Origin of the sequence: Enterococcus sp. DIV1758, assembly GCF_051711985.1 — a bacterium.
Classification (GTDB): domain Bacteria; phylum Bacillota; class Bacilli; order Lactobacillales; family Enterococcaceae; genus Enterococcus; species Enterococcus faecalis.
This window is the reverse complement of the sequence record NZ_JBIOOA010000001.1, coordinates 1,291,267-1,317,713: the sequence shown is the minus strand read 5'-3', so window position 1 is coordinate 1,317,713 and position 26,447 is coordinate 1,291,267. Positions and strand designations below refer to the sequence as shown.

Sequence of the window (26,447 nt, the reverse complement as noted above, 5' to 3'; positions counted from 1 at the left end):
TTAGAGGTTCATACTATAGATAGTTGAAGAAAATCACTTTTTCAGCAAGGGTCCAAAGAAACACAAACATCTAAAGGAGGAATTTTTGTTATGACAGTCAAAGTAGGAATTAACGGTTTTGGAAGAATTGGTCGTTTAGCCTTTCGCCGAATAAAAGAAGTTTCTGATGATATTGAAGTTGTGGCAATCAATGATTTGACTAGCCCAACAATGTTGGCTCACTTATTACAATTTGACTCTACGCATGGCACCTATCCTGGCACCGTGACAGCCACTGAAAATGGCATTGTGGTTGACGGCGAAGAAACCCGTGTCTACGCAGAACCAGATGCAAGTAAAATCCCTTGGGTTAAAGAAAACGGAGTAGACATTGTCCTTGAATGTACAGGTTTTTATACCTCTGAAGAAAAAGCACAAGCTCATTTAGATGCAGGTGTGAAACGTGTGGTTATCTCTGCTCCTGCAGGCGCAATGAAAACAATCGTTTACAACGTCAATGATGATACACTTGATGCCAACGATAAAATCATTTCTGCTGGTTCATGTACGACAAACTGTCTAGCACCGATGGCTTACTTCTTAAATAATGAATTCGGTATTGAAGTTGGTACCATGACAACTGTCCATGCCTACACATCAACACAAATGCTATTAGATGGCCCTGTTCGTGGCGGAAATCTTCGTGCGGCACGCTCTGCTGCAGACAATACTATTCCCCATTCAACTGGTGCTGCTAAAGCAATTGGCTTAGTTATTCCAGAACTTAATGGAAAATTACAAGGCCATGCCCAACGTGTTCCCGTTGTGGATGGATCCTTAACAGAATTAGTTAGCATTTTAAAAACAAAAGTAACAGCTGATCAAGTAAATGAAGCAATGAAAAAACACACCATTGATAACCCTTCTTTCGGTTATGATGATCGTGAAATTGTTTCTGGAGACATAATCGGCACGACAGAAGGTTCGATTTTTGACCCAACGCAAACAGAAGTAACGACAGCTGGCGATTTCCAATTAGTGAAAACTGTGGCTTGGTATGACAATGAATATGGTTTTACTTGCCAAATGATTCGCTTATTGGAAAAATTCGCTAATTTATAATTCCAATGAATAAAAAACTGCCTTGCATAAATTAATGCAAGGCAGTTTTTTTAATGTTTACTTTGACAACTTTGACAAATACCATGAAAAGTTAAGCGATGATCTTTGACTAAAAAATGATACCGACTTTCAACAATTTGCTCTACTTCACCAAGCAAGTCTTCTTCCACTTCCTCAATTGTGCCACATTCTAAGCATAACAAATGGTGGTGAAAGTGTTTGGCGCCTTCTTTTCTTAAATCATAGCGAGCTAAACCATCGTTAAAGCTCACTTTATCAACGACTTTTAAGTCTGTTAAAATTTCTAGCGTTCGATAGACTGTTGCTAGACCAATTTCCGGACTTTTTTGTTTTACCAAGAAGTAAATTTCTTCTGCTGATAAATGATCTTTTTCATTTTCCAATAATACAAGTACGGTTGCTTCCCGTTGTGGTGTTAATTTAAAGCCTGATTCATGTAATTGTTTTTTTGTCTTTTTTAAAGCAGCAGTCGAATCCATTATTACAGCTCCTTGTTTAGAATGATTACAAATTAAGAAACTTAATTTATCAATCAAATTAAAATAATTATAAAAGAAATAACTGTAATTTGCAAGATATTCTCAATTAGCTACCTTAATTTTTTTCTTTTGATTGTTCCAACGAGCCAATTAGAATTGTTTTACCATCTTCTTGTTTAATTAATTTTTGTTTCATTAAATGACCTAAGGCGCGTTTAAATTGAGCTTTACTAATGCCAAAGGTTTGTTTAATTTCATCAGGGCTTGATTTATCGGTGAAAGGAATTTGGTGATCGTTTGCTCTTTCTAAGAAAGTTAGAATCATTAACGCATCATCGCTGATTACTTCATGACTTCTTGGTTTTAATGAAAGATTCAATACGCCGTCCGGCCGCACGCCAATCACACGTCCCACTACTTTTTCACCTAAACGTGGTTCTTGGAAACGTTCAGAAGGATGGATAAATCCAATGTATAAATCATCAGTTAAAATATACGTTCCTGCAAGTTTCAGACGATACACATGCCCAGTTAAGTTTTGGTTTTGCATTTCAGCATTCCCGCGTTTTGCCATGGCTTTAAAGACTTTTTCATCTGCTAATTCGCCCCAAATGCGGTCTTTACTGTCCACTTTTAAAGTAACCATTACTCGGTCTTCTTTTTTAGGCCAAAGTTCCCGCATGGTTGGTAATTCATCCAACGAAATAACGACATCTTTATCTGGTAAGCCAACATCCACAAAGACACCTAAATCACGTCTCGTTCCTGTGACAGTACCAAAGCCATAGCTACCAATGCGCACAGTAGGAATTGTAGTTGTCAGTGCTGGCTCTTGTTTTTGATTTAAATAACCAAACCCTTCTACAGCCTCCCCTATAGCATGCGTACCTTCTTCTTTTTTTAAACGGAATGTGATGCCATTTTTTTGAACAAAATAAAATTGTTCATTTTCATCGACCACAATGCCGGTAAATGTTGTTGCTAGTAATTCTCTCATTTATCATTAACTCCTCAAGGAAAATCAATCGAACAAAAGATTTCCGCTTTTGTTCGATTGTTTCTATTTTCTTTTATTGCCCTGCATTACGAGAAGCGTTCCCTTTGAACCAACCTGTTTTAGCATTGATTGTAACTAAATACATGTGAACATTTTTCTCTGTAGTGCCTTCTAATAATTTTGATTGATTGTTGGTTGCATAAAGATTGTAGTAACCTTCGCCATTCACAATTTTGGCAGGTTCTAAAGAATATCCACCAGGAACAACATAGCCACGAGCAATCACTGTGTCTAAGACTTTTTCTTTCACACCTGGTGCCCATGTCCACGCTGGATTGCTACTATCAGCGATATCGGTAGCATCTGGCGCATAAAGCGGACTAGTGTACACCCCGTCACTGTTCGGTGCCGTGTAGCCATTCGCTTCTGTTTTTGCTGTTTCTTCCTTCTTAGCGTTCTCTTTTTTCGCGGCAGCAGCTTGTTTCGCTTGTTCTTCTGCTTGTTTCGCTTGTTCTTCTGCTTGTTTTGCTTGCTCTGCGGCAGCTTGTTCTTCTGCAATTCTTTTCTGTTCTTCTTCAACCTTGGTTAACGCTTGGTCAGCTGTCGTGACTTGTGTGACCAGTTCTTTTTTCAGCTTATCACTTGTTACTTTATCTACTTCTGCCTTAGCAGCTTGATACGTGTCTCGATTCAGCTGATTGGTAGTTTTTCCATCTTTATAAATGACCTCAACCGCTTTTTTAGCTTTTTGTAATTGGTTGTATTGTTGGTTCGCTTGATCGATTGCTTGGTTCATCAATTGGTCAAACGGATCATTTCCTGTTAATTTCTTTACGGAAATTGGTTGATCAGCAGCTAGAATCGCCGGTTTCAACTCATTGCCATTGACAATCGGGGCCTCAAATAATTGGTTGATTTGTTGAATGGTTTGTTGTTTCTCTTTCAATGTTTGAATTTGTTTATTTAATTGAGAATACTCTTCTGAATCTTTAATTTCCGCGACTTGTTTTGAGAGTTTTTCTGGACTAACAGTCACCATATCGGGTTTAATAAAAACTTGCTCCTTTGTGGTATAAAAGGCTGCTAGTTCATCTTTCAGCGTATCTGTTTTCTTGGATAGTGCCGCCGCCTCTTGCGCGGCAGCTTTTTGCGTTTGATCATGATACGCCCAAGCACTACCTCCAGCTAATAAAACAACCGCAAGTGCAACGAAAGCCACTTTTTTTGATGGTTTCTTCGGAGCAGGCGCTGGTTGAGCATTCCCAGTTTCATTCATCGGTGGTATCACACCTGAATCTGAAACTTTTTCCTCGGTTGTATCAGCTTCGCTCGGTTCCTCTAGCGACGCTGCACTTGTTAACCCTTCTTCAGAATCTGAAATGGATTCAGTTGGTGTTTCGGCTTGGGTTAATACTGCCTCACCGCTGTTTTCTAACTCTTGGGTCTCTGCTGTTTCTTCTGATGGATTTTCAGACATTTCTGTATCTGCTCGATGCGCTTGAATATAAGCTTGCAAAGTTTCGTTTGGTGTTACATCTTGATCTTCTATCGGTGGTTGTGAAAAAATTTCTTCTTCAGAAGTGGTAGAGATAACTTCAGTTCCTGAAATCTCTGTTAAAGCTTCCTCTTCTGACTTCACTGTCTCAGATACCTCAGCTGTTTCTGCTTCAACAGTAGTTGTTTCTTCTGTTGTTTCCTCTAAATTAACTGCTTCGTCCGTTGCTAGTTTTTCTTCTGTTGAATGAGTAGGCATCGCTTCTGTCGCTGGTATCGTTTCCTCCACCGAATCATGAGTCTCCTCACTAGCCCCTTCTTGAAGCACTGCTTCTGAATCAGAAACATCCTCTGAATCAGAGACTATTAAGTTATCTTCTATCGACTCTTCTTTTTTGTCATCATTACTTTCTTCTTCAGGTGATTCGCCAAACAGTTCCATCACATGGCCTAAGCTCATATCTTTTAACTCAGACCATTCAATATTCTCATTTAATTGATCTTCATGTTGTTCATTTTCCTGTGTTTTAAAATCTATATTTGTTGAAGTCGTTTCCGCTTCTTCTTTATCAACTGTTGTGTCAGTTAGTGAATAGCCACATGTTGGGCAGGTCGTTAATTCTGCATCGAATTCGTTCCCGCACTTCGGACATTTCTTTGTCATTCTTCCGCCTCACATTCTGCTAATATTCCATTACTTCTAATTTACCACAACTTGCGCCTTCTTCCAATAACTAGCAATGACATTTAGAGACTTTTTAAAAATCAAAAGCGGCTCTTCTCGCATGCACGAAAAGAGCCGCTAAACGGTATGTTTATTCTAAAAAGTCTTTTAATTGTTTTGAACGAGAAGGATGTCTTAGTTTTCTTAACGCTTTTGCTTCAATTTGACGAATACGTTCGCGAGTGACACCGAAAACTTTTCCGACTTCTTCTAGCGTACGTGTCCGACCATCATCTAAACCAAAACGTAAACGTAAAACATTTTCTTCACGGTCTGTTAAAGTATCCAGAACATCTTCTAGTTGTTCTTTTAACAATTCGTAAGCTGCATGTTCAGCAGGACTTGTAGCATCTTGGTCTTCAATGAAATCACCTAAATGTGAATCATCTTCTTCACCAATTGGTGTTTCTAAAGAGACTGGCTCTTGTGCGATTTTTAGGATTTCACGAACTTTTTCTGTTGGTAAATCCATTTCCGCACCAATTTCTTCTGGCGTTGGTTCTCTACCTAAATCTTGCAATAGTTGGCGTTGAATCCGAATCAATTTATTGATTGTTTCAACCATGTGAACAGGAATTCGAATTGTTCTAGCTTGGTCCGCAATTGCCCGCGTAATCGCTTGACGAATCCACCAAGTAGCATACGTAGAGAATTTGAACCCTTTACGGTAGTCAAATTTTTCAACAGCTTTCATTAAGCCCATATTACCTTCTTGAATTAAATCCAAGAATTGCATACCACGACCTACATATCGTTTGGCAATTGAAACAACCAAACGTAAGTTAGCTTCTGCTAAACGTTGTTTTGCTTCTTGATCGCCTTCTTCAATTTTAAGTGCCAATTCAACTTCTTCTGCAGCAGTTAATAATTGAACGCGCCCAATTTCTTTTAGGTACATACGCACGGGATCATTAATTTTAACACCTGTTGGCGCAGATAAGTCTTCTGCTTGGGCCTTTTCCGCTTCTTTTTCATCTTTTTTCAAGCTATGTTCACTTGGGTCTCCATTTTCATCGACTACGCTGATACCAGCATCTTCAACTTTTTGGATTAATTTTTCCATAGCTTCTGCATCCAAAGTATACGGTGTGGCTAATTGATTCGCTAAATCATCATAAACCACTGTTCCTTTAGGCTTGTTTTCTTTGATAAATGCTGCCACTGCAGCTTCATATTTTTTACTTGTTTCTTTTTCCATGAAAGAAGGCCCCCTTCATTTTTCGGTTCACGCTTGAAATAACTGATAAATCACCGGGACTTATCAAAATAAAATGAACAAAACGCTTAGTTCTATTCATTTATTACTTAAGTAAATGTTCGTTGAGCTTTAAGCTGTCGAGCCAATTGGATAATCTCCATTGTTAATTCGGCTTCAAGCTGTTGGTTGCCCACTCGTTTTGCTTCTTGCTGTTGAATCTTTTTCTGCTCAATTGCCTCTGCAATACTTGATAAGGCAATTACATGTAATAAATCGGCAACTTCTCGCTCAGAGCTTTCTTCCGATAAATTCTGATACGCAATTTCAATTGCTAATTGTTTGGTTTGATTATCTTGCAAAAAATTAATAAAATCGGCAATGTCGAAACTTTGATGCAGTGTCGCATAACTTTCTAGCAAGAAATATAATTCTTGGTATTCATCATGAGCGAACGAAAAATCTGGCAATTGTTGAACGGTTTGCCGTACTCCTTGTTCATTCATTAAACGAAATAATAAAGAACGTTCTGCTTTTTGAACTTGTGTTAACGGTAACTTGTTCTGGACGTGATTCTCTTCAAAAACAGGTTCTTCCATTGGTGGTGGCATCATTTCATCTTGATAAAATTGTTGCCGTTCTTGCCGTTGGACTGAACGTTGCTCTTGCTTCAATTGATTGAATTGTTCTTCTAAACTATGAACAGAAAGTTGAAATTCCTGAGCAATTTGGTTTAAATAACGATCACGTTCCAAGGGAGATTGAACATTGGTTAACTCCCGTAACAATTCGTTCACATAATCCAATTGTTCTTTTTCATTATTCATGTTTCTAGTTAACCGATGATAATTCATTTTAAAACTAAAAACTGTTTCTCGGCCATGATTGGCTAAATTTTGAAAAGCTTCTGCGCCATATTTCCGCACATATTCATCAGGATCCAGCTTTTCAGGGATGCTGACAATACTCAAGTCAAAATGACTGTTTTCTTGCAATAATTGAATCGCACGGTTTGTGGCTTGAACACCGGCATTATCGCCATCGTAACAAATAACTACTTCCTTAGCGACCCGTTCCAAACGCCGAATTTGTTCATTGGTCAAACTAGTCCCCATTGAAGCCACACCACTTTTTACGCCTGATTGCCAAGCAGCGATAACATCCATGAATCCTTCAAAAAGCAAGACTGTATTTTCTTTACGAATTTCTTTTCTGGCTTTATCAAAGTTAAACAGCGTTTCTCGCTTATTAAAAAGTGTTGTTTCAGGACTATTCAAGTATTTAGGCATCTCATCCCCTGGAAAATCAGCTGTTTTTAACAAGCGACCAGAAAAGGCGATGACATTGCCTTGGGGATCATTAATTGGAAACATGATTCGTTGATAGAAACGATCCAAAAACGTACCGTTATCTCTTTGAACAAACAGACCAGAAGGCTCAAAAAGCGTTTCATCCAGTTGTTCATTTTTAAAAACTTGACTTAAGAAATCACGTTTTTGCGGCGCAAATCCAATTTGAAAGGTCTCAATTAGTTCTTGTGTTAACCCCCGCTCTAATAAATAGTTTAATGCGGGTTCGCCAATTTTAGTATTCACTAAAATATGATGGTAAAGTTCTGCGGCTTTACTATGCAGTTGTAACAAAATCCGTCTTTGTTGGTTTTCTGGGGTATCCGCTACTTCACGCGGCTCTGACCAATCAAAGTCCACAGATAAATGTTCCAAATCTGCAACACGTTTCACGGATTCGGGAAAACTAATGCCTTCAATTTCTTGCAAGAAATTAAAAACAGTTCCACCTTTCCCGCAGCCAAAACAGTGAAAAATTTGTTTGTCTTCTGCTACTGAAAATGAAGGGGAACGTTCTTCGTGAAACGGACATAAACCCATATAATTTTTACCGGATTTTTTTAACTGGACATACTGCCCAATAATATCTACTATATTCGTTCGGTGACGAACTTCCTCAATGACTTCCTGAGGAATGCGTTGTGCCATTGTCCTCACCTCCTAAGAATAGCATTGTGCTAACTCATGTGATTGACCGTTTAAAAAACGCACTGTCATTTCAGTGCGAATTCCAATGGACACATTTACACATGATTTATTGTATCACATAATCTCTGTTTTTCAAGTATCTTGTTTCACCTCAACAAAAAAAGAAAGTATCTAGGACAAAAGTCATCCTGACTCCTGCCCCAGACACTAACTCTTAAAATAATCAGTGAAACATCAAGCTTGCTCCGACTTCCTTCAAGATTTAAAGAAGAACTGCATTTCTGGAGACGAATACTTTTAGCTCAACTTCTATTTTTTATAAATCTTTAATTGTTTTTCCAGCACGTTTCATTTGTACGAAACCAATTGCTACACGCACTACAATATTAATGGCCATCATAATAAAGAAGAGACCCATTGTTTGCGAAGTTAAGAAACCAATTTCTAAAATGTTGTGGAATAACATAGCTGCTACATAAATACCAATAATAGTACTGAAAACCAAGAAAATGCGTAATGGATTGAAAGGCAGACATGCTCGAACAACAGCCATACAGCTAATTCCAACTAATAAATAATACATTAACGTCGTGGTGTCTAAAGAAGAAAATCCTTGATTTTGTCCAATCAGATAAACAGCAATGATATTCGCTACAACTAAAAGCGCATTAACAGACGCATTTTTCAAAGCCGTTGGTAAAAACTTCCCGACAACTTTTCGTTTGTCCCCTTCGAAAGATAAGAAGAAGGCTGGATATCCTTCAATTGCTAAATCAATCAAGGTCACTTGAATCGGAATGAACGGGAACGCAATGGCTGTTAAGGCACAAATGATTGAGAGAATAAACGAATAAATCGTTTTAATGAAGAAAACGCTGGAAACTCGAGTTACATTATTTACCACACGCCGTCCTTCAAACAAGACATCTGGTAACGTTGTAAAATCAGAATCTAGTAAAACTAGATTAGAAATTTGCCGAGTAGCGCCATCTCCTTCTGCCATAGCGATACTACAATCCGCTTCTCGTAATGCCAAAACATCGTTGACGCCATCGCCGGTCATCGCCACCACATGCTCTGTGTCTTTCAACTCACGTACAATGGTTCGTTTTTGCTGAGGAGATACACGTCCGAACACCGTGTATTGCTGAACTGCTTCACGCACTTCTGCTTCTGTCGTTTTGGTCGACAAATCAATATAAGACTCATAACCAGGTAGCCCAGCACGACGAGCAATATTTGAAACAGTCACCGGATTATCGCCAGAAATTACTTTTAAGTCGATTCCTTCTTCTTTTAGATAAGCCAGTGTTTCTTTGGCATTTTGGCGAATTGGATCATCAATTTCTAGAATTGCTAACGGCTCTAAATAAGGCATTTTGGTTTCGTTTAACGGTTGTTGCTCCGCAATAGCTAACATCAAGACGCGATACCCATTCTCTTGTGCTGTAAAAACAGCTTCTGGCAACCGACTATCGTCTACCAAACGCTCAGGAGCCCCTAAATAAACTGTCCCAATTTCTGGAAATTCAATAGCTCCCCATTTTCGTTCAGAAGAAAAAGCCAAGACTTCTTTTGCGCCAAATCGATTGGATACTTCATAATGATCACGAATTGCTTGCATTGTAATATTATTATCCGTACTTTCAGATAGGTAGCTTCCGATAATCTGCGGGAAAAGTTCTTCATATTGGTCATGCAAGATAATCGCCTTTTGCACTTTCATTTTACCTTCTGTAATCGTTCCAGTTTTATCTAAACACAAAGTGTCCACATGGGCCAATGTTTCAATTGAGTACATATCTTGTACTAGAATACGTTTTTTGGCTAACTTAATGACACCTGTTGTCAGCGCAATACTAATTAATAGTACTAATCCTTTTGGTAACATCCCTAACAAAGCAGCTGCAGAAGCAACAACAGATGTTTTAATGCCAGCATCTCTTAACCAAAAAGCTTCAACAAATAAAATAATCCCCAGAGGAATAATCACCCAACTTGTAAATTTAGAGACTTTACGAATCGAATTGACTAACTCTGATTGAATTGGTTTATGCACTTTGGCTTCTTGGGTGATTTTCACAGCATAGTTTTCGGCACCAACGTGGATAACACGGGCATAGGCTTGTCCGCTAACAATGAAACTTCCAGAAAGCAAGGTATCGCCGATTTCCTTTTCAATTAAATCTGATTCACCTGTTAACAACGCTTCATTCGCTTCGACTTTACCGTCAATAACTTCCATATCAGAAGGAACTTGTTCCCCTGCAGAGATAACAACAATATCTTCCATAACTAGTTCTTTTGTATCAATTTCTTGTTGTACGCCATTTCGAACAACATGAACATTTTCTTTTGCCACAATAGATAATTTTTGAACTAAATTACGGGCATGAATTTCTTGGAAAATCCCGATTGACATGTTCACAATAATAATCGCTAAGAAAGCCAGATTGGAATACGCTCCGACAAATAGTAAACAAACAGCGATTGCAAAGTTTAAAAAGTTGAATAACGTCATGACGTTATCAAAAATAATATCTTTTGTAGATTTTGCTACATTTTCCTCATAATTATTTTGAAGGCCTAACTCTTTCTGCTTGGCAACTTCTTCTGTACTTAACCCTTTTTTCAGGTCGACTTTATTCAACATCCAGCTCTTTCCCTACCTTTTCAATTAATCAGTTACATCCCTTCTAGTTTACTTGCATTTTCATGAAACTGCAAGAAAAGCCTAAAAAATTCCTGTAAGTTGAAAGAATTCTTTAGACTTTTCTCGTTTTAATTTAACTTTTCAATAAACCAACGATTCATTTTGACAATTTCTGCATAGAACATATTGCCACCATTTTGATAAAGGTAACCACCGTTGTAAACTAACGCTTGCCAACGATAATAACGATATTTCGTATTTTGGTCATTCCCTAGCAACGGTGAAAGGACTTCTCTTGAATATTCTTCTGCTAACTCTGTCGTGTGTTTCCCGCCACGTTCTTTAACAAACTGAATATAATCCAGTCCATAATTATATGCTTGTACGCCTGTCCACTCATCGCAGCCAGCTTCTTTTGCTTTCGCTAACGCTTCCGCGAGAAATTTTACGCCATGTGCGATACTTTCCTCTGGTGTTTCAATCACTTCTTGTTGTCCATAAACACTTTCACTGCTCTGCATAATATCGCCAGATTTCCCTTTAGATTCTGTATAGATAATCGCTAAAGCTAATGTTTTGTATTCAGGTATTTTATTTTTTTTGACTTCTGCTTCTACTTGTTTTTCAAAGGTCATTACCGTTTCAACATTTTGATGTATTTTATAGCCAAGATAGCCAAGACCAGCAACTAAACCAACAAACAAAAGTAGCATGATTTTATAAATTATTTTTCTTACTCTACGCATCGAATCATCCAAACTTTTTCTTTTAAGATACGTTCTATGTTACTTGAAATAACTGAAAAAAGCGAAGTTTTTGTTACTTCTTTAGTTTTATTTAATAAAAGTAACTTTTTTGTGAACAAACCGTAACTTCGCAAGATTGAACGTTTTCACCTAGAATAGAATAACAAGTAATTTTGTTCTATTGGCGCTTATTTATTGCATCAAAAAAGCCCAGATAAGAATGAACAAAATTCTTTTCTAGGCTTGACTTTATACAACTTATCTATTCTTTTAACAAACAGTCAAATGTTTTATGGAATTTTTTTCCCAGTCATTTCTTCATAGTCTCTACTCATCATTCTCCAAGCTTTTTCAATATCTTTGTTCAATCCAAACAATCCGCTTCTACCAACAATATAAATATCAGGTCCTGCAGCATCAATTCGCTTAAATGAATTTCTATTCGATGAGCCGTCCATTTCAATTACATAACGATACCCTTTTTCTTCACGTAAATTACGAAGAGCAACAATTTTATCAAGTGTTCCTTCAATAAATCGTTGGCCAGCAAAGCCTGGATCAACGGTCATGATTGTGATTTTATCCAACAATTCAATATATGGAAAGATTGATTCAATAGGCGTTTCGGGATTAAGGACGATCCCTGCTTTAAGATTAGCATTGTGAATTTGGTCAATTAGGCGAAATGCTAGACCATCTAAAACCTCTGCATGCATACAAATCCATTCACATTTGATATCTACTAGTTGTTGTACCCAAAAGCTTGGATTCGTAACCATTAGATGGGCAGATACTGGGAGCTTCGAAATTTTTCTTAACTCCTCAATAAACCACGGAGATAATGTAATGTTTGGCACATAGTGACCATCCATAATGTCTATGTGATACGAAGCAACATGATCATTCAAAAAGGTGATTTGTTGTTTAAACTTGTCCAAATCCATCGTCATTAGTGACGGAGAAAATTCAACTTTGTTCATTCTAATTTTCAACTCTTTCTATCTGATTATTTGGTTGATGTTTTTGAAAATTTTTCTAACTCGTTATATTCAGACGTTGACACATCTCTGATAGGCAATATAAATTGCATTAATTTTGTTGCGCTTTTTCATTTTGTTTAGAAAATCTGAATATCTTCCAAGTTTATCTCCTCTTCTTCTTTTTCTACTAAAGCGTCCATATCTTTCTCAGTTACATCTTTCTTAATAATAGCTAAAACTAAACCGGTAACCACTGCGTTTACAACAATTGCAATCACGCCAGCCAGCGGTTTACTCATTGTTGGAATCATTAAAACACCGCCAAATGGAACTGTCGCATCTGCCCCTAAGATCATTGTTGTTGCGCCACCCACGAAGCCACCAATCGCTGTAGCAATGACTCCTCGGACAATATCATTCATAACTAAAGGAATAACACCTTCAACAATGTTAATCACGCCCATTGGTACGGCAGACTTTAACGTTTCAACTTCTAGTTTTGTATAAATATTTTTTCTAAATAATTTAGCAAAGAAGAAAGCTAATCCAAAGCCTATTGGCGTTGCTGTATTTACTAATTGCAATGCTGTAATTGGTCCATTAAGTCCTTCCGCTTGCATTGTCAAAACAAAGGCAAAAACAGTTTTGTTAATGGGTCCGCCATAGTCTATACCACTTAATAAACCAATTACACCACCAAAAATTAATAATGACGAGTTACCTAAGCTATCTAAAAAGTTCGTTAATAATGAAGTAAATGCCGTTATTGGGGTCCCGATAATATATATCATGATTAATCCACCAGTAATTGAGGTTAAAAATGGAATAATTAATGTTGGCATTAACCCTTTCGCCCAATTGGGTAATTTCACATATTTCAAAATAGCTAATATAAGATATCCTGCCAAGTAACCACCTAAGATACCACCAATAAAGCCGGCGCCAACTGCATTCGCAGTTAAACCAATAATAAAGCCTGGAGCAATTCCAGGTTTACCGGCGATTGAAAAGGAAATGCCAGTAGATATAACAACCGGAAGTAAGCCTAAGCCAGCGCCACCCATAGTAGCTAAAGCATCCCAAAGCGAAAATTCACCTGGTACCAAGGTTCCTTGACTTGAGCCACCAAACCCCATACCAATTGCAATTAAAAAGCCAGCACCACAGACAATTGGAATTAAATATGAGATTGCTGTTAATAAATGACCTTTAAGATTTAACTCTTTTAGTTTTTTCATTTTTATCCTCCTAAACATTGTTCTTTTATTTTATTTTCTATTTAAAAAAATTACTGTTGTGGATTCTTCTGTAGAAAATATCCACAATATGCTGTCTTAGTAATTTCATTAAGAGAATGCCTTCACTACATCCTCTGGCGATTTTGATTGAAGGAATTCTCTCACTACTTCATCATTTCCGAGTTTTCTGGCAAACAATGATAATAGTTTAAGATGGCTAGTTGTTTCTTTATGATCATTGCCCACAGCAAAAAGAATGATTCCTTTTACGCCATTATCATCTAAAGATTCCCAAGGAATTTCTGTACTATTAATACCGATGGCCACGCCTATTTTTTTTACATACGCACTTTTGCCATGTGGAATGGCTAGATAGTTTCCGATGCCCGTTTGGCCTTCCGCCTCTCTATCATAGATATCTTTTATAAAGCCTTTTTCCTCTGAAATATTGCCATTTTCAAGTAAAAGATTGGCTAATTCTTTTAACGCTTCCTCTTTTGTATTTACATTCATATTCGTTTTAACGGTTTTTAAGTCAATGATATCCTTTACTTCCATTACAATTCCTCCTAGAAGATTACTTTTCTTGTGTCATAACTTCTTCTGCTTTTTCAATTAGTTTAGTGGGTGATTTTACAGCAACTTCTGTAGGTACTTGAATGATTCGTTTCCCATCAAAACGCTCTCTTCCAGAAATTTTTACATCAATGGCTAATATAACAATGTCCGCTTCCTTAATTTGTTCATCCGTTAGTTTGTTTTCAATCCCAATGGTCCCTTGTGTTTCTACATGGATCTCAACTCCTGCTTTTTTTGCAGCGTTCTCCAATTTTTCTTGTGCGATATATGTGTGAGCAATTCCTACTGTGCAGGCTGCTACGCCGACTATCTTCATTATTTTTCCTCCTCAAATTTTTCTATATTTTTATAAAAATCTGTTTCTGTTTTTAAACACAACAGCTTTTCTAAGAAGTCTTCATTTGCTAATTTTCTAGTAAATCGACTGATTTCTTTTTTTACTTTTAACCGTTCATTTTCTTTTAGTAAGATGACAATAATTAATTTCACTTGCTTAATGTCTGCCGTCCATTCTTGGATTTCTGTTTTTAAGCCAATCAGATATATTTCACTTTTTTTCAAGAGTGCATTTTCTAAATGTGGCAAGACAATTTGCTCTGCAATCTGATTACTTCCCATCTTCTCACGATTTACCAAAGATTCCTCAATCTGCTTTTTTTCTTCGAGCGTTAACAAAGGTGCTGCTGTTTCTGCAATGAATTGATATACTTGCTGTTTTGAAAGAAGTTCTTGGTTTAGGAAAACTTGGTATAAAGGATTAACGTTCATGATAGATTTCCTCAACTTTTCTTTGTAATCGATACTGATCATCCATTGTAAACATGGCACTTACCAACAATGATTTAATGGGGACCTTTTCCTGTAAATGAATCGTTGTAAGAATCAATTCAATATCAGAATAATCTTTTAATGATTTCCTTATATTTCGTGTGGCAATAATTTCAACAATTTGTAATTCAGGAAATTTCTTTTCAACTTTTACTCTCAATAGTTCTGAAGTTCCAATTCCAGTGGTACACATAATCAAAGTACGAATAGGTAACTGATTGGTTTCAATCATTCGTGCAAAATACAATGTAATAAACCCATTCTCGTCTTCGTTTATAGCCGGTAGTTGATAGTTTTTACTTACTTGCTTAGAAACTTGCACAATTTTTCTAAAAATTGTTTCATACGTCATTTTTATTTGATCCAATAAACTATTCTTAACATGTATGCCGTTTTCAAGACGATTTATCATTGGTTTTATATGACTAGCCAATTCAAAAAGTAGCTGATCATTATCAGTTAAAATTTTTAGTTGTGCACTCATTTCCTCTAAATAAAATTGAGTAATTTGCATTACTTTGAAAGAAAAATTAGTTGCTTTACTAAATGAACCTTGCATCCTAGAAGAAACTAAATATTGATATAAGTAATAAATTTCAACGTTAGGCAGTCTCTTATTTAAATAAGTTTCAATCTGTTGAATCGTTGTTTGCGCGACCTTTTTGAGTACTAAGTCCTTTGTTAATTCTTGTTCTTCTTCGTCAGATAATTGGTATTTTTCAGAAATGGCTACTTTTCGTGAACGACTAATTAAGATATAAAGATGCGAAAAGATGTTTACATTATATGGATGTGGAATAGTAATATCTAGTTTCTTTTCAATGTTCCTGACTTGATCTAACGTAAAAAGGACATCATAATTATTAAAATTTAATGCTTTGTTGTTTCGAAGATCCTCAATATCGATAATGTTCAACAGTTGTATTCTATCGGAAATGGCTTTCCTGATAGCTCTTTCCTCCCCGATAATTGCCAACGTTCGATTTTTCCGTTTGAGTGTTAAATCATATTTCTTTAAATCTTCGGATAATTGTTGTTCATCGCTAAATATCACAGAATCGCCAACATAATATCTTGCAAATAATTCATAAACATTTTTAGCTTGTGGAGAAGCTAACAACAATTCCTCCAGAATTCGATTGCGTCTTTCCCTTGGCGAAAAATCACTTTCTTTTTCGACTAAATGTCGATTCTGTTCCATAAATCGTTCATAGTCTAGCTTGTATCCTCGTCCTTTCTCAGATAATATGAGTGAACCTTCTGAAAATTCATCGTTAATTTTTTTTATCAAACGATAAACTGTCTTAGGAGAAGTACTTAGGCAGTTTGCCAATTCTTCTGCAGTCATATAATCTTGTTTTTTTGAGAGAAGTAACAACAATTTTTGTCCACGTTCTTTTTTCGAACTCATAGCAACCCCTCCTTGATATATTTATTATAATCCATACAAAAGAAAACGCTTCCTTGTTTTCTGTCCGTTACATTGGCCATTTTTGTGAGTGGTTAAAGTGTTCAATTATGCGAAACTTTCTAAGGCTATTATAAATAAAAATCTGTAGAGCAAGCGATTTTGAATTACTGGCTCTACAGACACTAATATTTTCAAAGAATACAAAAAAGGGCTGCCTTACGGCTAGCCCTTTTTTACTTTTATTTTACGGTAACATTTCCGATTACATCATTTATTGAAGTCGTTTGACCTGCTTTTTGTAAATCGTATTGAGCAACGATATCTTGATTTGTGAAAACAACAATTAAATCTGATTTTTTGCCAGCTTGTTCTAATGCGGCTAAATCAATGGTTGCAATTTTATCGCCTTGTTTTACAACTTGGCCTTCTTCAACATGTAATGTAAATGGTCCACCTTGTAACTCAACAGTATCTAGACCCATGTGTAATAATACTTCAATGCCTGAATCTGTTTGGATACCTAACGCATGTTTTGTTGGGAAAATGCTAGTAATTTTACCAGCAACGGGTGTTGAAACTTCGCTGTCTGTTGGAACGACAGCAAAACCGTCACCCATCATTTTTGCTGAGAAAACATCATCTGGTACTTCAGAAATAGGAATAACTTTCCCATTCGCTACAGAATATAATTCAGTTTCTTTCGTTGAAACTGGCGCTTTTTCTTCAACAACTGGTTTAGAAACAGGTGTTTCTTTGACTGGTGTTGCTGGCGCTTGGTGGTTATATAATCGTTGCATTTCGTCAGCAACAAATTGTACTTCCGTACCAACAATCACTTGGATATTGGTGTCATCAATGACTTTCACACCAGGAACCCCAGTTGCTTTAATTTTTGCTTGATCCACTTTGCCTGTATCTTTCACTGTTAAGCGTAAACGAGTTGTACAGTTATCAATAGAAGTTACATTAGCATCAGCGCCTAAACCATCATAAATACGACGAGCTAGAGAAGCAAATTTGTTGTCACCTTCTGCAACATCTGGCGTTTCTTCGCCATCGCCTTCTTCACGTCCTGGTGTCATTAAGTTAAACTTAGTGATTGCAAAACGGAAACCGAAGTAGTAAATTGCTGCAAAGACAAGTCCTTGAACCACCAACATCATTGGATGATTCGCGACTGGGTTTTTCAAACTTAAGAAGAAGTCTACAAAACCTGCACTAAAGGCAAAGCCAGCTGTCCAATGCATAAACGCAGCGAATGCTAAAGAAATACCTGTAAAGACCGCATGTAAAACATATAAAGGCCAAGCAACGAACATAAATGAGAATTCTAAAGGTTCAGTTACGCCTGTAAAGAAAGCCGCAAAACCAGCAGCTAACATTAATGAAGCTGTAACTTTTTTCTTCTCAGGACGTGCACATTGATAAATAGCAAACGCGCCTGCTGGTAAACCAAACATCATTACTGGGAAGAAACCAGCTTGATACATCCCTGTTTGTCCTACAATTGCTTTACCAGTATCTAACGCTTGTTGACCAGCTAAAAAGTTCCCAATATCATTGATACCAGCAACATCAAACCAGAAAACAGAATTCAAGGCATGGTGTAAGCCTGTTGGAATTAATAGTCGGTTAAAGAAACCATACAAGCCAGCTCCTACGAAACCTAAGCTAGAGATTCCTTTACCAAAAGCAACTAATCCGTTATAAACAACTGGCCAGAAGAAGAATAAGACAGCTGAGATTACTAACATCGAAATAGCTGACATAATAGGAACTAAACGTTTTCCACTAAAGAATGATAAAGCCATTGGCAATTTCACACCAGAGAAACGATTATACATTGCCGCGGCAACTAAACCAGCGACAATCCCGACAAAGACATTGTTGTCCATGCTGTTGAAGGCTGGGTTTACTTCAGCAATATCCTTGAAGCCTTTAATGGCTTGGATAGAAGCAGGCGCTAAAACAGTTTTTGGCACTAAATAAGCGACTAAACCAGCTAATGCTGCCGATCCATCTTTATCTTTTGACATTCCTAACGCTAAACCAACCGCAAATAATAATGCTAAGTTGTTTAAGATAGCCAAACCACCATTCATTAGAAAAGTTGTGGCTGGACTAGCGCCGATTGTTCCCACGATCCAGTTAGCAATACCGACTAATAAAGAAGCCGCCGGTAATACAGCAACTGGTAACATTAACGAACGTCCCATTCTTTGCATATACGCTTTCATTATACGTAACTCCTCACATAAACTATTTAATTTTTATTATTTGGTCATTCTTAATCGTTCAATGTGAATCGATAAATAACCAAGTTCTTCATTTGGTACTTGATAATGAAAATTTCTCATTAATAAGACTTGTACTTTTTTTGAGATTTCATAGCTTTCAGCATACTTTTTCTTTACGACTTCCAAAATTTCTTCATCTAAAACAGCATATTGATTTTGTTGGAAGCGATGAATAAACAAACGTAAATGATTCACCAAACGTGAATAACTGAGACTATTTTTATCATCATGAATATCAATAGCCAATTCCTGCTCGATTAAATGAATAATTTCAGAAACGATTGTAACTTCACGGATACTTTTACTATTATCAGTACGCCCGCTGCGAGCACTATGGATATGAATTGCAATATATCCCGCTTCATCATAACTAAATGGAATTTCTAAGGTTTGTGTTAAATATTCTACAGCCCATTGAGCAATAGCAAATTCTTCACTATATAAAATCTCAATTTCACTTAAAAGCTTGTTCCGAACAATAATATTATTTTGAATATTTTCAGCTGCAAAAGCAATGTGATCACTCAACCCAATATTAATATGTTCATTCAACTTTTCACCCAATACCGTTTCAGCATGTTGGATAATTTCTTCACTCGCTAAAAAGTATTTGTCTTCAATTTGTGATAGCAATACTTGAAGTTTTTTCAGTCCTTCTGGCTCCATCACAAACATCCGCTCCACCAATTGTCGAGATAAGACATCATTTTTAGTCTTATTAAACCCGACGCCTTTACCGACAGCTACTTTCTCCTGTCCTTCGTCAAGAACAAGTACAGCATTTTGATTTAGCACCTTTTTAATTTTCATAAATGACCCTCTTCTGCAGAAGTAATTCTAACATTTTCAGTGAAAACAACAAAAAAAGCATAGAACAATCCCGTTAAACATGTTGCATAACCATTGTACACCACATTGTATTACGAAATTCTTCCATGCCTAGTATTATCTAGTCACATGAAAACGCTATTCATTTGTTAACAGTGCTTATTCTAACGAGTATCATTATTTTTGTCAACCTTTTTCAATTATTTTTTTATTAATTGTTGACTATTAACAAAAAAGAAGCTCTTATCGGGAAGAGGTCGGAACAGAAGTGTTTAACTCCGAGAACCAAGTAGGTACTGTTCAACATCTATTTGCTTTGCAAATAGTGTTTTTCAGCAATAAGAAGGAATTTCCGAAAATTGTCATAAAACACAACGAGGAACGAGTTGATGTTGCATGATACACTACACTCCGTTTCGTTCGCATCAATTTCTACGCATGGAACATGCTAGAATTGAAGGACCTGGTGTTCTTTAATTTTTGGAGACCAAGTCCTTCAATTCTTAGTGATTTATCACTTAGAGATTGATGAGATCGGAGCTCTGCGAAGTAGGTATTGTTCATCATCGAATCACTACGTTCTTCGTGATTCTCAACACTTGGAAGGATTAAGATACGCCGAACACTTGTGTGAGAAAGTCAATTTCGGCTTATTGTTTTCTCGCCAAAGGCTCGTCACAGTTTTATACTTGTAAGTTCCGAAGGACCTTCACCAAGTAGGTACGATGATTTCATCTGTTCATGCTTCACAGTGAAACATCGTAACTCTTAGAGCTGTAGCTCTTTTGAAGGCTGTACTGTGACGAGACGCATGTCGAGAAAACACCTTAGAAGTTATTGAGATCGGAGCAACGCGTAGTGTTGCTTCTGTTCCCGCCGTTTATCAGTTTTTGAGCGTGGAGCAAAAATCCAAAGTGATTTTTGTCCCACGCTCGTTCACTAATTTATTCTTTATAGGCATACTTATATGTGCTCGTTGCACCGAAGTTATGATACTGAATACCTTTGACACCTGGTCGTACAAGCTGACTACGGGCCTCTTGGTATAAAGGAATTAAAGCGGCATCTTCTTCCACCAATACTTTTTCAGCTTTAATTAATGTTTGCCAACGAGTTTCAGGCTCATTTGCGTATTTAGTTGTTGCTTCTTCAATTAGTTGATCAAACGTTGGGCTAGAATAGTTCATACGGTTCCCACTAACTGAGCTTTCTAAGAAAGTCATTGGATCCTGATAATCGGGTCCCCACATGCCAACAGACAATTCATAATCCCCTTTTCTCATTAATTCAATCGCATTATTTAAAGGAACTGTTTTGACATTAATAGTGAGACCTGGCAACGTTTCTTGTAACTGGCCTTGGATAAATTCAGCAACTTTTCGGTCACTATCACCATCTCTTGAAAGAAGTTCAATGGCTACATCTCCGTTTAGCTCTGCTTTTGCTTTAGCTAAATACTCTTTGGCTTTTTTAGCATCTGTTTTGACAAGAGCGCCTGCTTCTTGACGAAAATCTTCATTCGTTTCTGGGTTATATACAAATTTTTCTGGAATGTACCCATAAATTTCTTTTGAACCATCTGCTAAAATATTATCGACTAAACTTTTTTTATCCAAAGCATAAGCTAAAGCTTTGCGGACATTCTCATTTGCAAAAATGGATGGTTTTTCGTTTCTTTTTTGGTTTAAACGTAAGGAATAGACTTTTGACCGTTCGATTGCTTCATAGTCTGGGTTGTCTCGATTTTGTTTAGCAAAATCTCCTGTTAAGACAGCCACATCTAATTCACCTGATTCGTACAAATTGTAAACGGTATTTGTTTCTTTAAGAACTTCAAAATGAATCGTTTCTGATTTTACTTTTTCTTTATCGTAATAGTCGGGATTACGCACAAAATCCCACGACATCGCTGACTGATCCCAATTTTTCATTAAAAATGGACCATTAGATACAATCATTTCACTAGAAGTGCCATAGGCTTGTCCTTTTTCTTTCACGAATGCTTCGTTTTGTGGGAAAAATGGAGAAAATGCCAATAAGGACGTAAAATATGGTACAGGCTTTTCTAAAGTAACCTCCAAAGTATAATCATCAAGCGCTTTGACACCCAATTCCTCTGGTGCTTTTTCCTCTTTTGTAATAGCTGTTCCGTTCAGAATCGTTCCCTCTAACAAGAAAAAGTAATTGGCTTGGTTTTTGGGATTCGCTAATTTACGCCAAGCAAAAACGAAATCATTGGCTGTTACAGCATCACCATTGGACCACTTGCCATCTTCTCTTAGTTTAATGGTATATCGTTTGCCATCCTCAGAAATTTCAGGCATCTCTTTAGCGGCAGCTGGTATTAGTTGATCTTTTTCATCCAATTGATATAACCCTTCAAAGACATTGGACTGTGCGTTAATACTGGCTTCATCTTGTGTAAAAATAGAATCCATTGAACCGATTTCCGAGTTCTCCATTAAATTTAAAACTTTTTTCGAGACACTGGTTTTCTCAGTTACTTTCTCGTCTATTTTTGTTTCTGCTGTTGTGCCACAACCTACCAAGACCGTACTAACAAATAACATAATCCCCATCATTTTTAACTTTTTCATACTATTCCCCCTATGTGTCAATCAAAAGGCAACTCTTCCATGGAAAGCCGTTCTTGCGAAACTATCAAGCATGCGTAGGGCAAGCCCTCATTTTCGTACTCAAATTCTCCCCGCTGGTTGTCAATTGGGTCTGCACGCAATTGCATTTTTGCCGGCTGAAAGTCTGCCTGGATTTCACTATTTGCGACCATTCTAAAAACATCTAAATTGCCGAAATAATGATTCCACCGCTGTCTATCCCCGTCTCGGTAAGCACCACCACCAAAAGATAAATCCGCAAAGAGCCAGCCGTACGGTTCTATATAAAATTGTGCCCAATCATGACAGCCTGTATAATGTGTAGAAACATATAATCCCGATTGCCATTTGGCTGGTATCCCTGTAATCCGACAAAGCGTGATAAACAAAATCGCTTGCACGCCGCAGTCACCTTTTAAATTAGTTGCAGCATACTCTGAAATATTGGAAATTGTAAAATATTCACGCATGAATGAATAATGAATCTTTGTCGTCACAAAGTCATAAATCAAGCGTGCCTTTTTTAAGGGATTACTTTCATCGCCCACAATCTCATCTGCTAAATTTCTTAAATAAGGCGTGAATCGAATATGCGGTAACTGTTCCTCTAAATCAAAGCTTGGTTGCATTTTGTCTACGTTACTTTCTTCTAACTGTTGGTAAACCATCCGATTAACATAACAATATTCAACTGTAAACGTTTGATTTTCTTTTAAGATTGTTTCAAAACACAGTGTTCGTTGAGGCGCATCTTCTGCCGCAATATAGGTTGCCTCAGGTGACGTAGCTAGGATTTCAATTTCTGATTGTTGTTGACACGCTTTGGGTAGCGGCAAATGGACACGAACACGTTCACCTGGACGCTCAAATTCTTTTTTCACCTGAATGGTGGCTTTAATTGTTGTTCTCACTTTTCTACCACCGTTTTTTTGCATTTGTTCGATGTTCTCTTTTAGTTCTTTTTTGCGGAGAATTTCTAATTGATTGCTTTCTGCTTCCCGCAAACGTGCAACATATGCCGCATTTGTTTTAATTAAATTGGCCAAAAATCGAAGTTGGAAATACGGTTCACCGTCAATATAAACCCAGTCCACTAAACCCGTTTCTTTTAAACGAATTAATTCCTCTGTTTGATAATCCTGAAAAGTATCTCTCATCATTTGATCAGCTTTTGCAAAGCTATGAGGATACTCATTCATACACATCATTTTAATGACATCTTTTTCAATTATCAAACGTTCTTTTAATGCCTGCGGAAGTTCTTTTGTCAACCAAAAATCAATGGCAGTATCCGCACTTGCAAAATCGCCAAATTCTTTCACCCTTTGAATTTCCTCAGGCAAAGGGACACTAAGATACTTTAAATCATACTTCATTAGCTTTACTCCTTTTTTAATGAGAAATGCCTAATCCAGCTACTTCTCCTAATTCCAATAATGGTTTTGCTTCTAAGGATACACCCCCATTTACGGGCGCAGTTTCTAAACCGAATGTCGCATCTAAATCTGCTCGTGTGATATTCTTTTGAGCAGCAGCTAAATGGGCAGCAGCCGTGATGCCAATGGTTGTTTCTTCTGCCATACACCCAATCATGCATTCGATACCTGCTGTTTCACAAATCTGATTAATCTTCAGCGCTTCATGAATGCCGCCACACTTCATTAATTTTATATTGATAACATCGACTGTGCCTTTTTTAACCAATTCCAACGCATCTTGGGCATCAAAACAGCTTTCATCAGCCATAATTGTCGTATTGACTTGTGAGGTAACGTATTTTAGACCTTCTAAATTGCGCCTTTTAACTGGCTGTTCCACTAATTCAATTTGATAGTCTGCCAATTCTTGAATTGCTTTAACAGCATCTTTGGGCGTCCAAGCCTGATTTGCATCTAAGCGGAGCTTGATATCAAAGCCAACTGCTTCACGAATCGCTTTTACTCTTGCAATATCAGCTTCAATTCCTGTTCCGACTTTAATTTTTAACGTATCAAAACCTAGTTTGACTTTTTCGACGGCTTTTTGTGCCATCACATTTGGTTCATCAATGCCTAGTGTAATATCCGTTATTACTTGGTTATCATAGCCACCTAACAATTGATAAAGAGGCAGTTGGGCTTTCTGACCCATCAAATCATAACAAGCAATATCGATAGCTGCTTTTGCCGCTGGAGCGAAAGCAGATATTTTATTCATCACTTCATGAATTTTCTCAATATTAAAAGGGTTTAAGCCAATGATTGCTTGGCCAAATAATTCGATCGTTTCAAGCGTGCCAGCTAACGTTTCACCGGTAATAAAAATGCCTGGGCCTCCTTCCCCATATCCAATAAGGCCCTCTTCTGTTTCAATTTCCACAATTGCACTATCCGCGGATTCAATCGTCCCCAAAGCGATTGTAAATGTTTCTTTCAGCTTGATTTTCGATGCCCTAACATGTACCTGCTTAATTTTCATAAAATCCTCCCTTTGATATTTTCAATTGATTGAAAATTCAGTTTTTTAAAAATATCCAAAAATTAAATTTAGATTGTTATCGATCATTCTAAACTCATTGTTTTCTAATGTCAACAAAATAATGAGATTTCGATTAAAATAAAATGAATTTCCAATTTTACGAGCTTTTTTATAAATCAGTAAATTCCATGACATGTGAGATACTTCTCATTTACAAACATTCTTAAAAAAGGTATGATAGTAAAGAGGCAACTTGCAAAGGAGTAGAAGACGAATGAGTGAACAACCTCAACAACGCTCAACCGAAGAAGTTGAAGCAATTAAAGAAGATATTTTAACTGCATTAGAAACAGTGATTGACCCTGAATTAGGCATCGATATTGTAAATTTAGGACTAATTTATGAAGTTGAATTTGCAGAAAAAACTGGTGATACTGTCATCAAAATGACCTTAACCACAATGGGTTGTCCGTTAGCAGATGTTTTAACAGAACAAATCCATGGTGTTTTAAAAGATATTCCTGAAGTGAATAATATCGAAGTAAAATTAGTCTGGTACCCTGCTTGGACAACGGACAAAATGAGCCGTTACGCACGAATTGCTTTGGGTATTCGCTAGTTATTTCGAGACTTTGATTAATGATAAAAACCGCCTGAAAGAACTGACTGATTAGTTTTTTTATGTGGTTTTTTGTTTAGCTAATAGTTTGCTAGTCCAACTTTATTATTTTTCTTTTTAAGCACTTTAAATTTAGCTAAACGAGTCAGACAAAAAAAAGACATGGAATCATGAAAATCCATGTCTTTTTTAGTCGGATATTATTTTTACTGCAGGACAGTTTTCTTCCAAAAATTCAAAAATACTACTGTAATAATTTTCAGGTTCGTAGACACTTGAAGATAAATGTGGTGCTTTAGCAACAATGAGACCTTTTTTTATCCCCTGAGTTGCCGCTAAATTTTCTTCAAACATTGTCATTGGAACAAAGCGATCACCTGTACCGTGAATAAAAAATGTCGGCAACGTATTTTTGTGTAATTGTCTCACGGAAGAAGCGGTTTTCAATTGAAAGCCATAGTTATTTAATGCTAATTGATTAGCAATCGTTAAAATAGGAAAAGCGGGTAAATGAAAAGATTCATGTAGGACATATTTAAATTCATCATAGACAGAAGTGTAGCCACAATCCACTATTAATCCGCGGACATTCGTTGGTAACTTTTCACCACTTGCCATCATGACAGTAGCCGCTCCCATGGAACCGCCCACTAAAATAATTTCTGCTTCCATATCAATAGCAAGAACTTCACTAATCCAACTTAATAAATCTAACCGATCCAGCCATCCCATCCCAATTTTATTCCCTGAACTTTTCCCGTGCGCACGCAAATCGGGAACTAAAACATTGTAGCCTTCTTCTGCAAAACGTAATGCAGTATATGCCATATCGCGTTTTCCGTTTGAACGATAACCATGCACACAAATCGCCCAACGATGGTTATCTGGATAAGGAGTAAAACACCGTGCATACAATGTTTCATCTTTAATTTTCAACCAACGATCTTCAGCAAAAGACTCTATCCAAAAAGCTTCGCCTTCTTGTTTTTGTTGTTCTTCTATTTTAGTATATCTTGTTTCTCGTTCTTGAAAATTATCAGGATTTAATAACCGATGCCCTTTTTTATGATACCAAGGGTTGTCTTTAAGCAACGCGATTTTCAAAAAATAATTGGCAATGTAAAAAGAAAAAACAACGCCAATCATTGCAAAAATGATCAGTAACACGAGGAGCCATTTCATCTGCAA

At 36.9% G+C, this 26,447-nt stretch carries 21 protein-coding genes; 2 read left to right on the top strand and 19 right to left on the bottom strand.

Features of this window, described 5'->3' with window-relative positions; genetic code table 11:
* The first annotated feature begins 90 nt into the window (after positions 1–90).
* The gene (gap, locus tag IGJ52_RS06480) at positions 91–1,101 is read left to right on the top strand and encodes a type I glyceraldehyde-3-phosphate dehydrogenase (RefSeq protein WP_002357638.1); all 1,011 of its coding nucleotides are present in this window, start codon (positions 91–93) and stop codon (positions 1,099–1,101) included.
* A 50-nt stretch (positions 1,102–1,151) separates the two neighbouring features.
* On the opposite strand, the gene fur is transcribed toward gap, so the two are convergent.
* From fur to IGJ52_RS06390, 18 genes are all read right to left on the bottom strand, one after another.
* On the bottom strand, positions 1,152–1,601 hold the full coding sequence (fur, locus tag IGJ52_RS06475) for a ferric iron uptake transcriptional regulator (RefSeq protein ID WP_002357640.1): 450 nt from the start codon (positions 1,599–1,601) through the stop codon (positions 1,152–1,154).
* Between the two features lie 115 nt (positions 1,602–1,716).
* The gene (locus tag IGJ52_RS06470; protein WP_002361792.1) at positions 1,717–2,598 is read right to left on the bottom strand and encodes a CvfB family protein; all 882 of its coding nucleotides are present in this window, start codon (positions 2,596–2,598) and stop codon (positions 1,717–1,719) included.
* Between the two features lie 73 nt (positions 2,599–2,671).
* Positions 2,672–4,756, bottom strand: a complete 2,085-nt coding sequence (locus tag IGJ52_RS06465; protein WP_438791980.1) for a cell division site-positioning protein MapZ family protein — start codon at positions 4,754–4,756, stop codon at positions 2,672–2,674.
* A gap of 151 nt (positions 4,757–4,907) precedes the next feature.
* Entirely contained in the window at positions 4,908–6,014 is a 1,107-nt protein-coding gene (gene rpoD, locus IGJ52_RS06460) for an RNA polymerase sigma factor RpoD (RefSeq protein ID WP_002360364.1), read from the bottom strand.
* A gap of 107 nt (positions 6,015–6,121) precedes the next feature.
* Entirely contained in the window at positions 6,122–8,008 is a 1,887-nt protein-coding gene (dnaG, locus tag IGJ52_RS06455) for a DNA primase (RefSeq protein WP_002420216.1), read from the bottom strand.
* 316 nt (positions 8,009–8,324) lie between these two features.
* Entirely contained in the window at positions 8,325–10,661 is a 2,337-nt protein-coding gene (locus tag IGJ52_RS06450; RefSeq protein ID WP_002420217.1) for a cation-translocating P-type ATPase, read from the bottom strand.
* A 128-nt stretch (positions 10,662–10,789) separates the two neighbouring features.
* Positions 10,790–11,407 carry a lysozyme family protein gene (locus IGJ52_RS06445; protein ID WP_002357646.1) on the bottom strand — a complete coding sequence of 206 codons (618 nt, stop codon included), beginning with the start codon at positions 11,405–11,407 and terminating at the stop codon, positions 10,790–10,792.
* A 290-nt stretch (positions 11,408–11,697) separates the two neighbouring features.
* Entirely contained in the window at positions 11,698–12,387 is a 690-nt protein-coding gene (gene alsE, locus IGJ52_RS06440; RefSeq protein ID WP_002420219.1) for a D-allulose 6-phosphate 3-epimerase, read from the bottom strand.
* Positions 12,388–12,524: 137 nt separating this feature from the next.
* Positions 12,525–13,625 carry a PTS fructose transporter subunit IIC gene (locus IGJ52_RS06435; protein WP_438791979.1) on the bottom strand — a complete coding sequence of 367 codons (1,101 nt, stop codon included), beginning with the start codon at positions 13,623–13,625 and terminating at the stop codon, positions 12,525–12,527.
* Between the two features lie 108 nt (positions 13,626–13,733).
* Positions 13,734–14,183 (bottom strand): PTS sugar transporter subunit IIA, encoded by a 450-nt coding sequence (locus IGJ52_RS06430; RefSeq protein WP_002365638.1) that lies wholly within the window; start codon positions 14,181–14,183, stop codon positions 13,734–13,736.
* A gap of 19 nt (positions 14,184–14,202) precedes the next feature.
* Positions 14,203–14,520, bottom strand: a complete 318-nt coding sequence (locus tag IGJ52_RS06425) for a PTS fructose transporter subunit IIB (protein WP_002357651.1) — start codon at positions 14,518–14,520, stop codon at positions 14,203–14,205.
* Positions 14,520–14,972 carry a PTS sugar transporter subunit IIA gene (locus IGJ52_RS06420; protein ID WP_010715183.1) on the bottom strand — a complete coding sequence of 151 codons (453 nt, stop codon included), beginning with the start codon at positions 14,970–14,972 and terminating at the stop codon, positions 14,520–14,522. The genes IGJ52_RS06425 and IGJ52_RS06420 overlap by 1 nt, the downstream gene beginning before the upstream one ends.
* The gene (locus tag IGJ52_RS06415; protein WP_010715182.1) at positions 14,962–16,443 is read right to left on the bottom strand and encodes a BglG family transcription antiterminator; all 1,482 of its coding nucleotides are present in this window, start codon (positions 16,441–16,443) and stop codon (positions 14,962–14,964) included. Before IGJ52_RS06415 ends, IGJ52_RS06420 begins: the two co-directional genes overlap by 11 nt.
* 239 nt (positions 16,444–16,682) lie before the next feature.
* The gene (nagE, locus tag IGJ52_RS06410) at positions 16,683–18,680 is read right to left on the bottom strand and encodes an N-acetylglucosamine-specific PTS transporter subunit IIBC (protein WP_173975100.1); all 1,998 of its coding nucleotides are present in this window, start codon (positions 18,678–18,680) and stop codon (positions 16,683–16,685) included.
* A gap of 36 nt (positions 18,681–18,716) precedes the next feature.
* Positions 18,717–19,550 (bottom strand): PRD domain-containing protein, encoded by an 834-nt coding sequence (locus IGJ52_RS06405; protein WP_002357655.1) that lies wholly within the window; start codon positions 19,548–19,550, stop codon positions 18,717–18,719.
* 962 nt (positions 19,551–20,512) lie between these two features.
* Positions 20,513–22,165: a peptide ABC transporter substrate-binding protein gene (locus IGJ52_RS06400; RefSeq protein WP_002419295.1), complete on the bottom strand. Its 1,653-nt coding sequence runs from the start codon at positions 22,163–22,165 to the stop codon at positions 20,513–20,515.
* Positions 22,166–22,182: 17 nt separating this feature from the next.
* Positions 22,183–23,559 (bottom strand): transglutaminase-like domain-containing protein, encoded by a 1,377-nt coding sequence (locus tag IGJ52_RS06395; RefSeq protein WP_438791978.1) that lies wholly within the window; start codon positions 23,557–23,559, stop codon positions 22,183–22,185.
* 16 nt (positions 23,560–23,575) lie between these two features.
* Positions 23,576–24,640: a dipeptide epimerase gene (locus IGJ52_RS06390; RefSeq protein WP_173958618.1), complete on the bottom strand. Its 1,065-nt coding sequence runs from the start codon at positions 24,638–24,640 to the stop codon at positions 23,576–23,578.
* Positions 24,641–24,914: 274 nt separating this feature from the next.
* Between IGJ52_RS06390 and IGJ52_RS06385 the strand changes: the two genes are divergently transcribed.
* Positions 24,915–25,259 carry a metal-sulfur cluster assembly factor gene (locus IGJ52_RS06385; protein WP_010715179.1) on the top strand — a complete coding sequence of 115 codons (345 nt, stop codon included), beginning with the start codon at positions 24,915–24,917 and terminating at the stop codon, positions 25,257–25,259.
* A gap of 189 nt (positions 25,260–25,448) precedes the next feature.
* Here the strand turns inward: IGJ52_RS06385 and IGJ52_RS06380 are convergent, their stop codons facing one another.
* Complete coding sequence (locus tag IGJ52_RS06380) at positions 25,449–26,441, bottom strand: alpha/beta hydrolase (RefSeq protein ID WP_173958622.1); 993 nt, start codon at positions 26,439–26,441, stop codon at positions 25,449–25,451.
* Between the last annotated feature and the right edge of the window lie 6 nt (positions 26,442–26,447).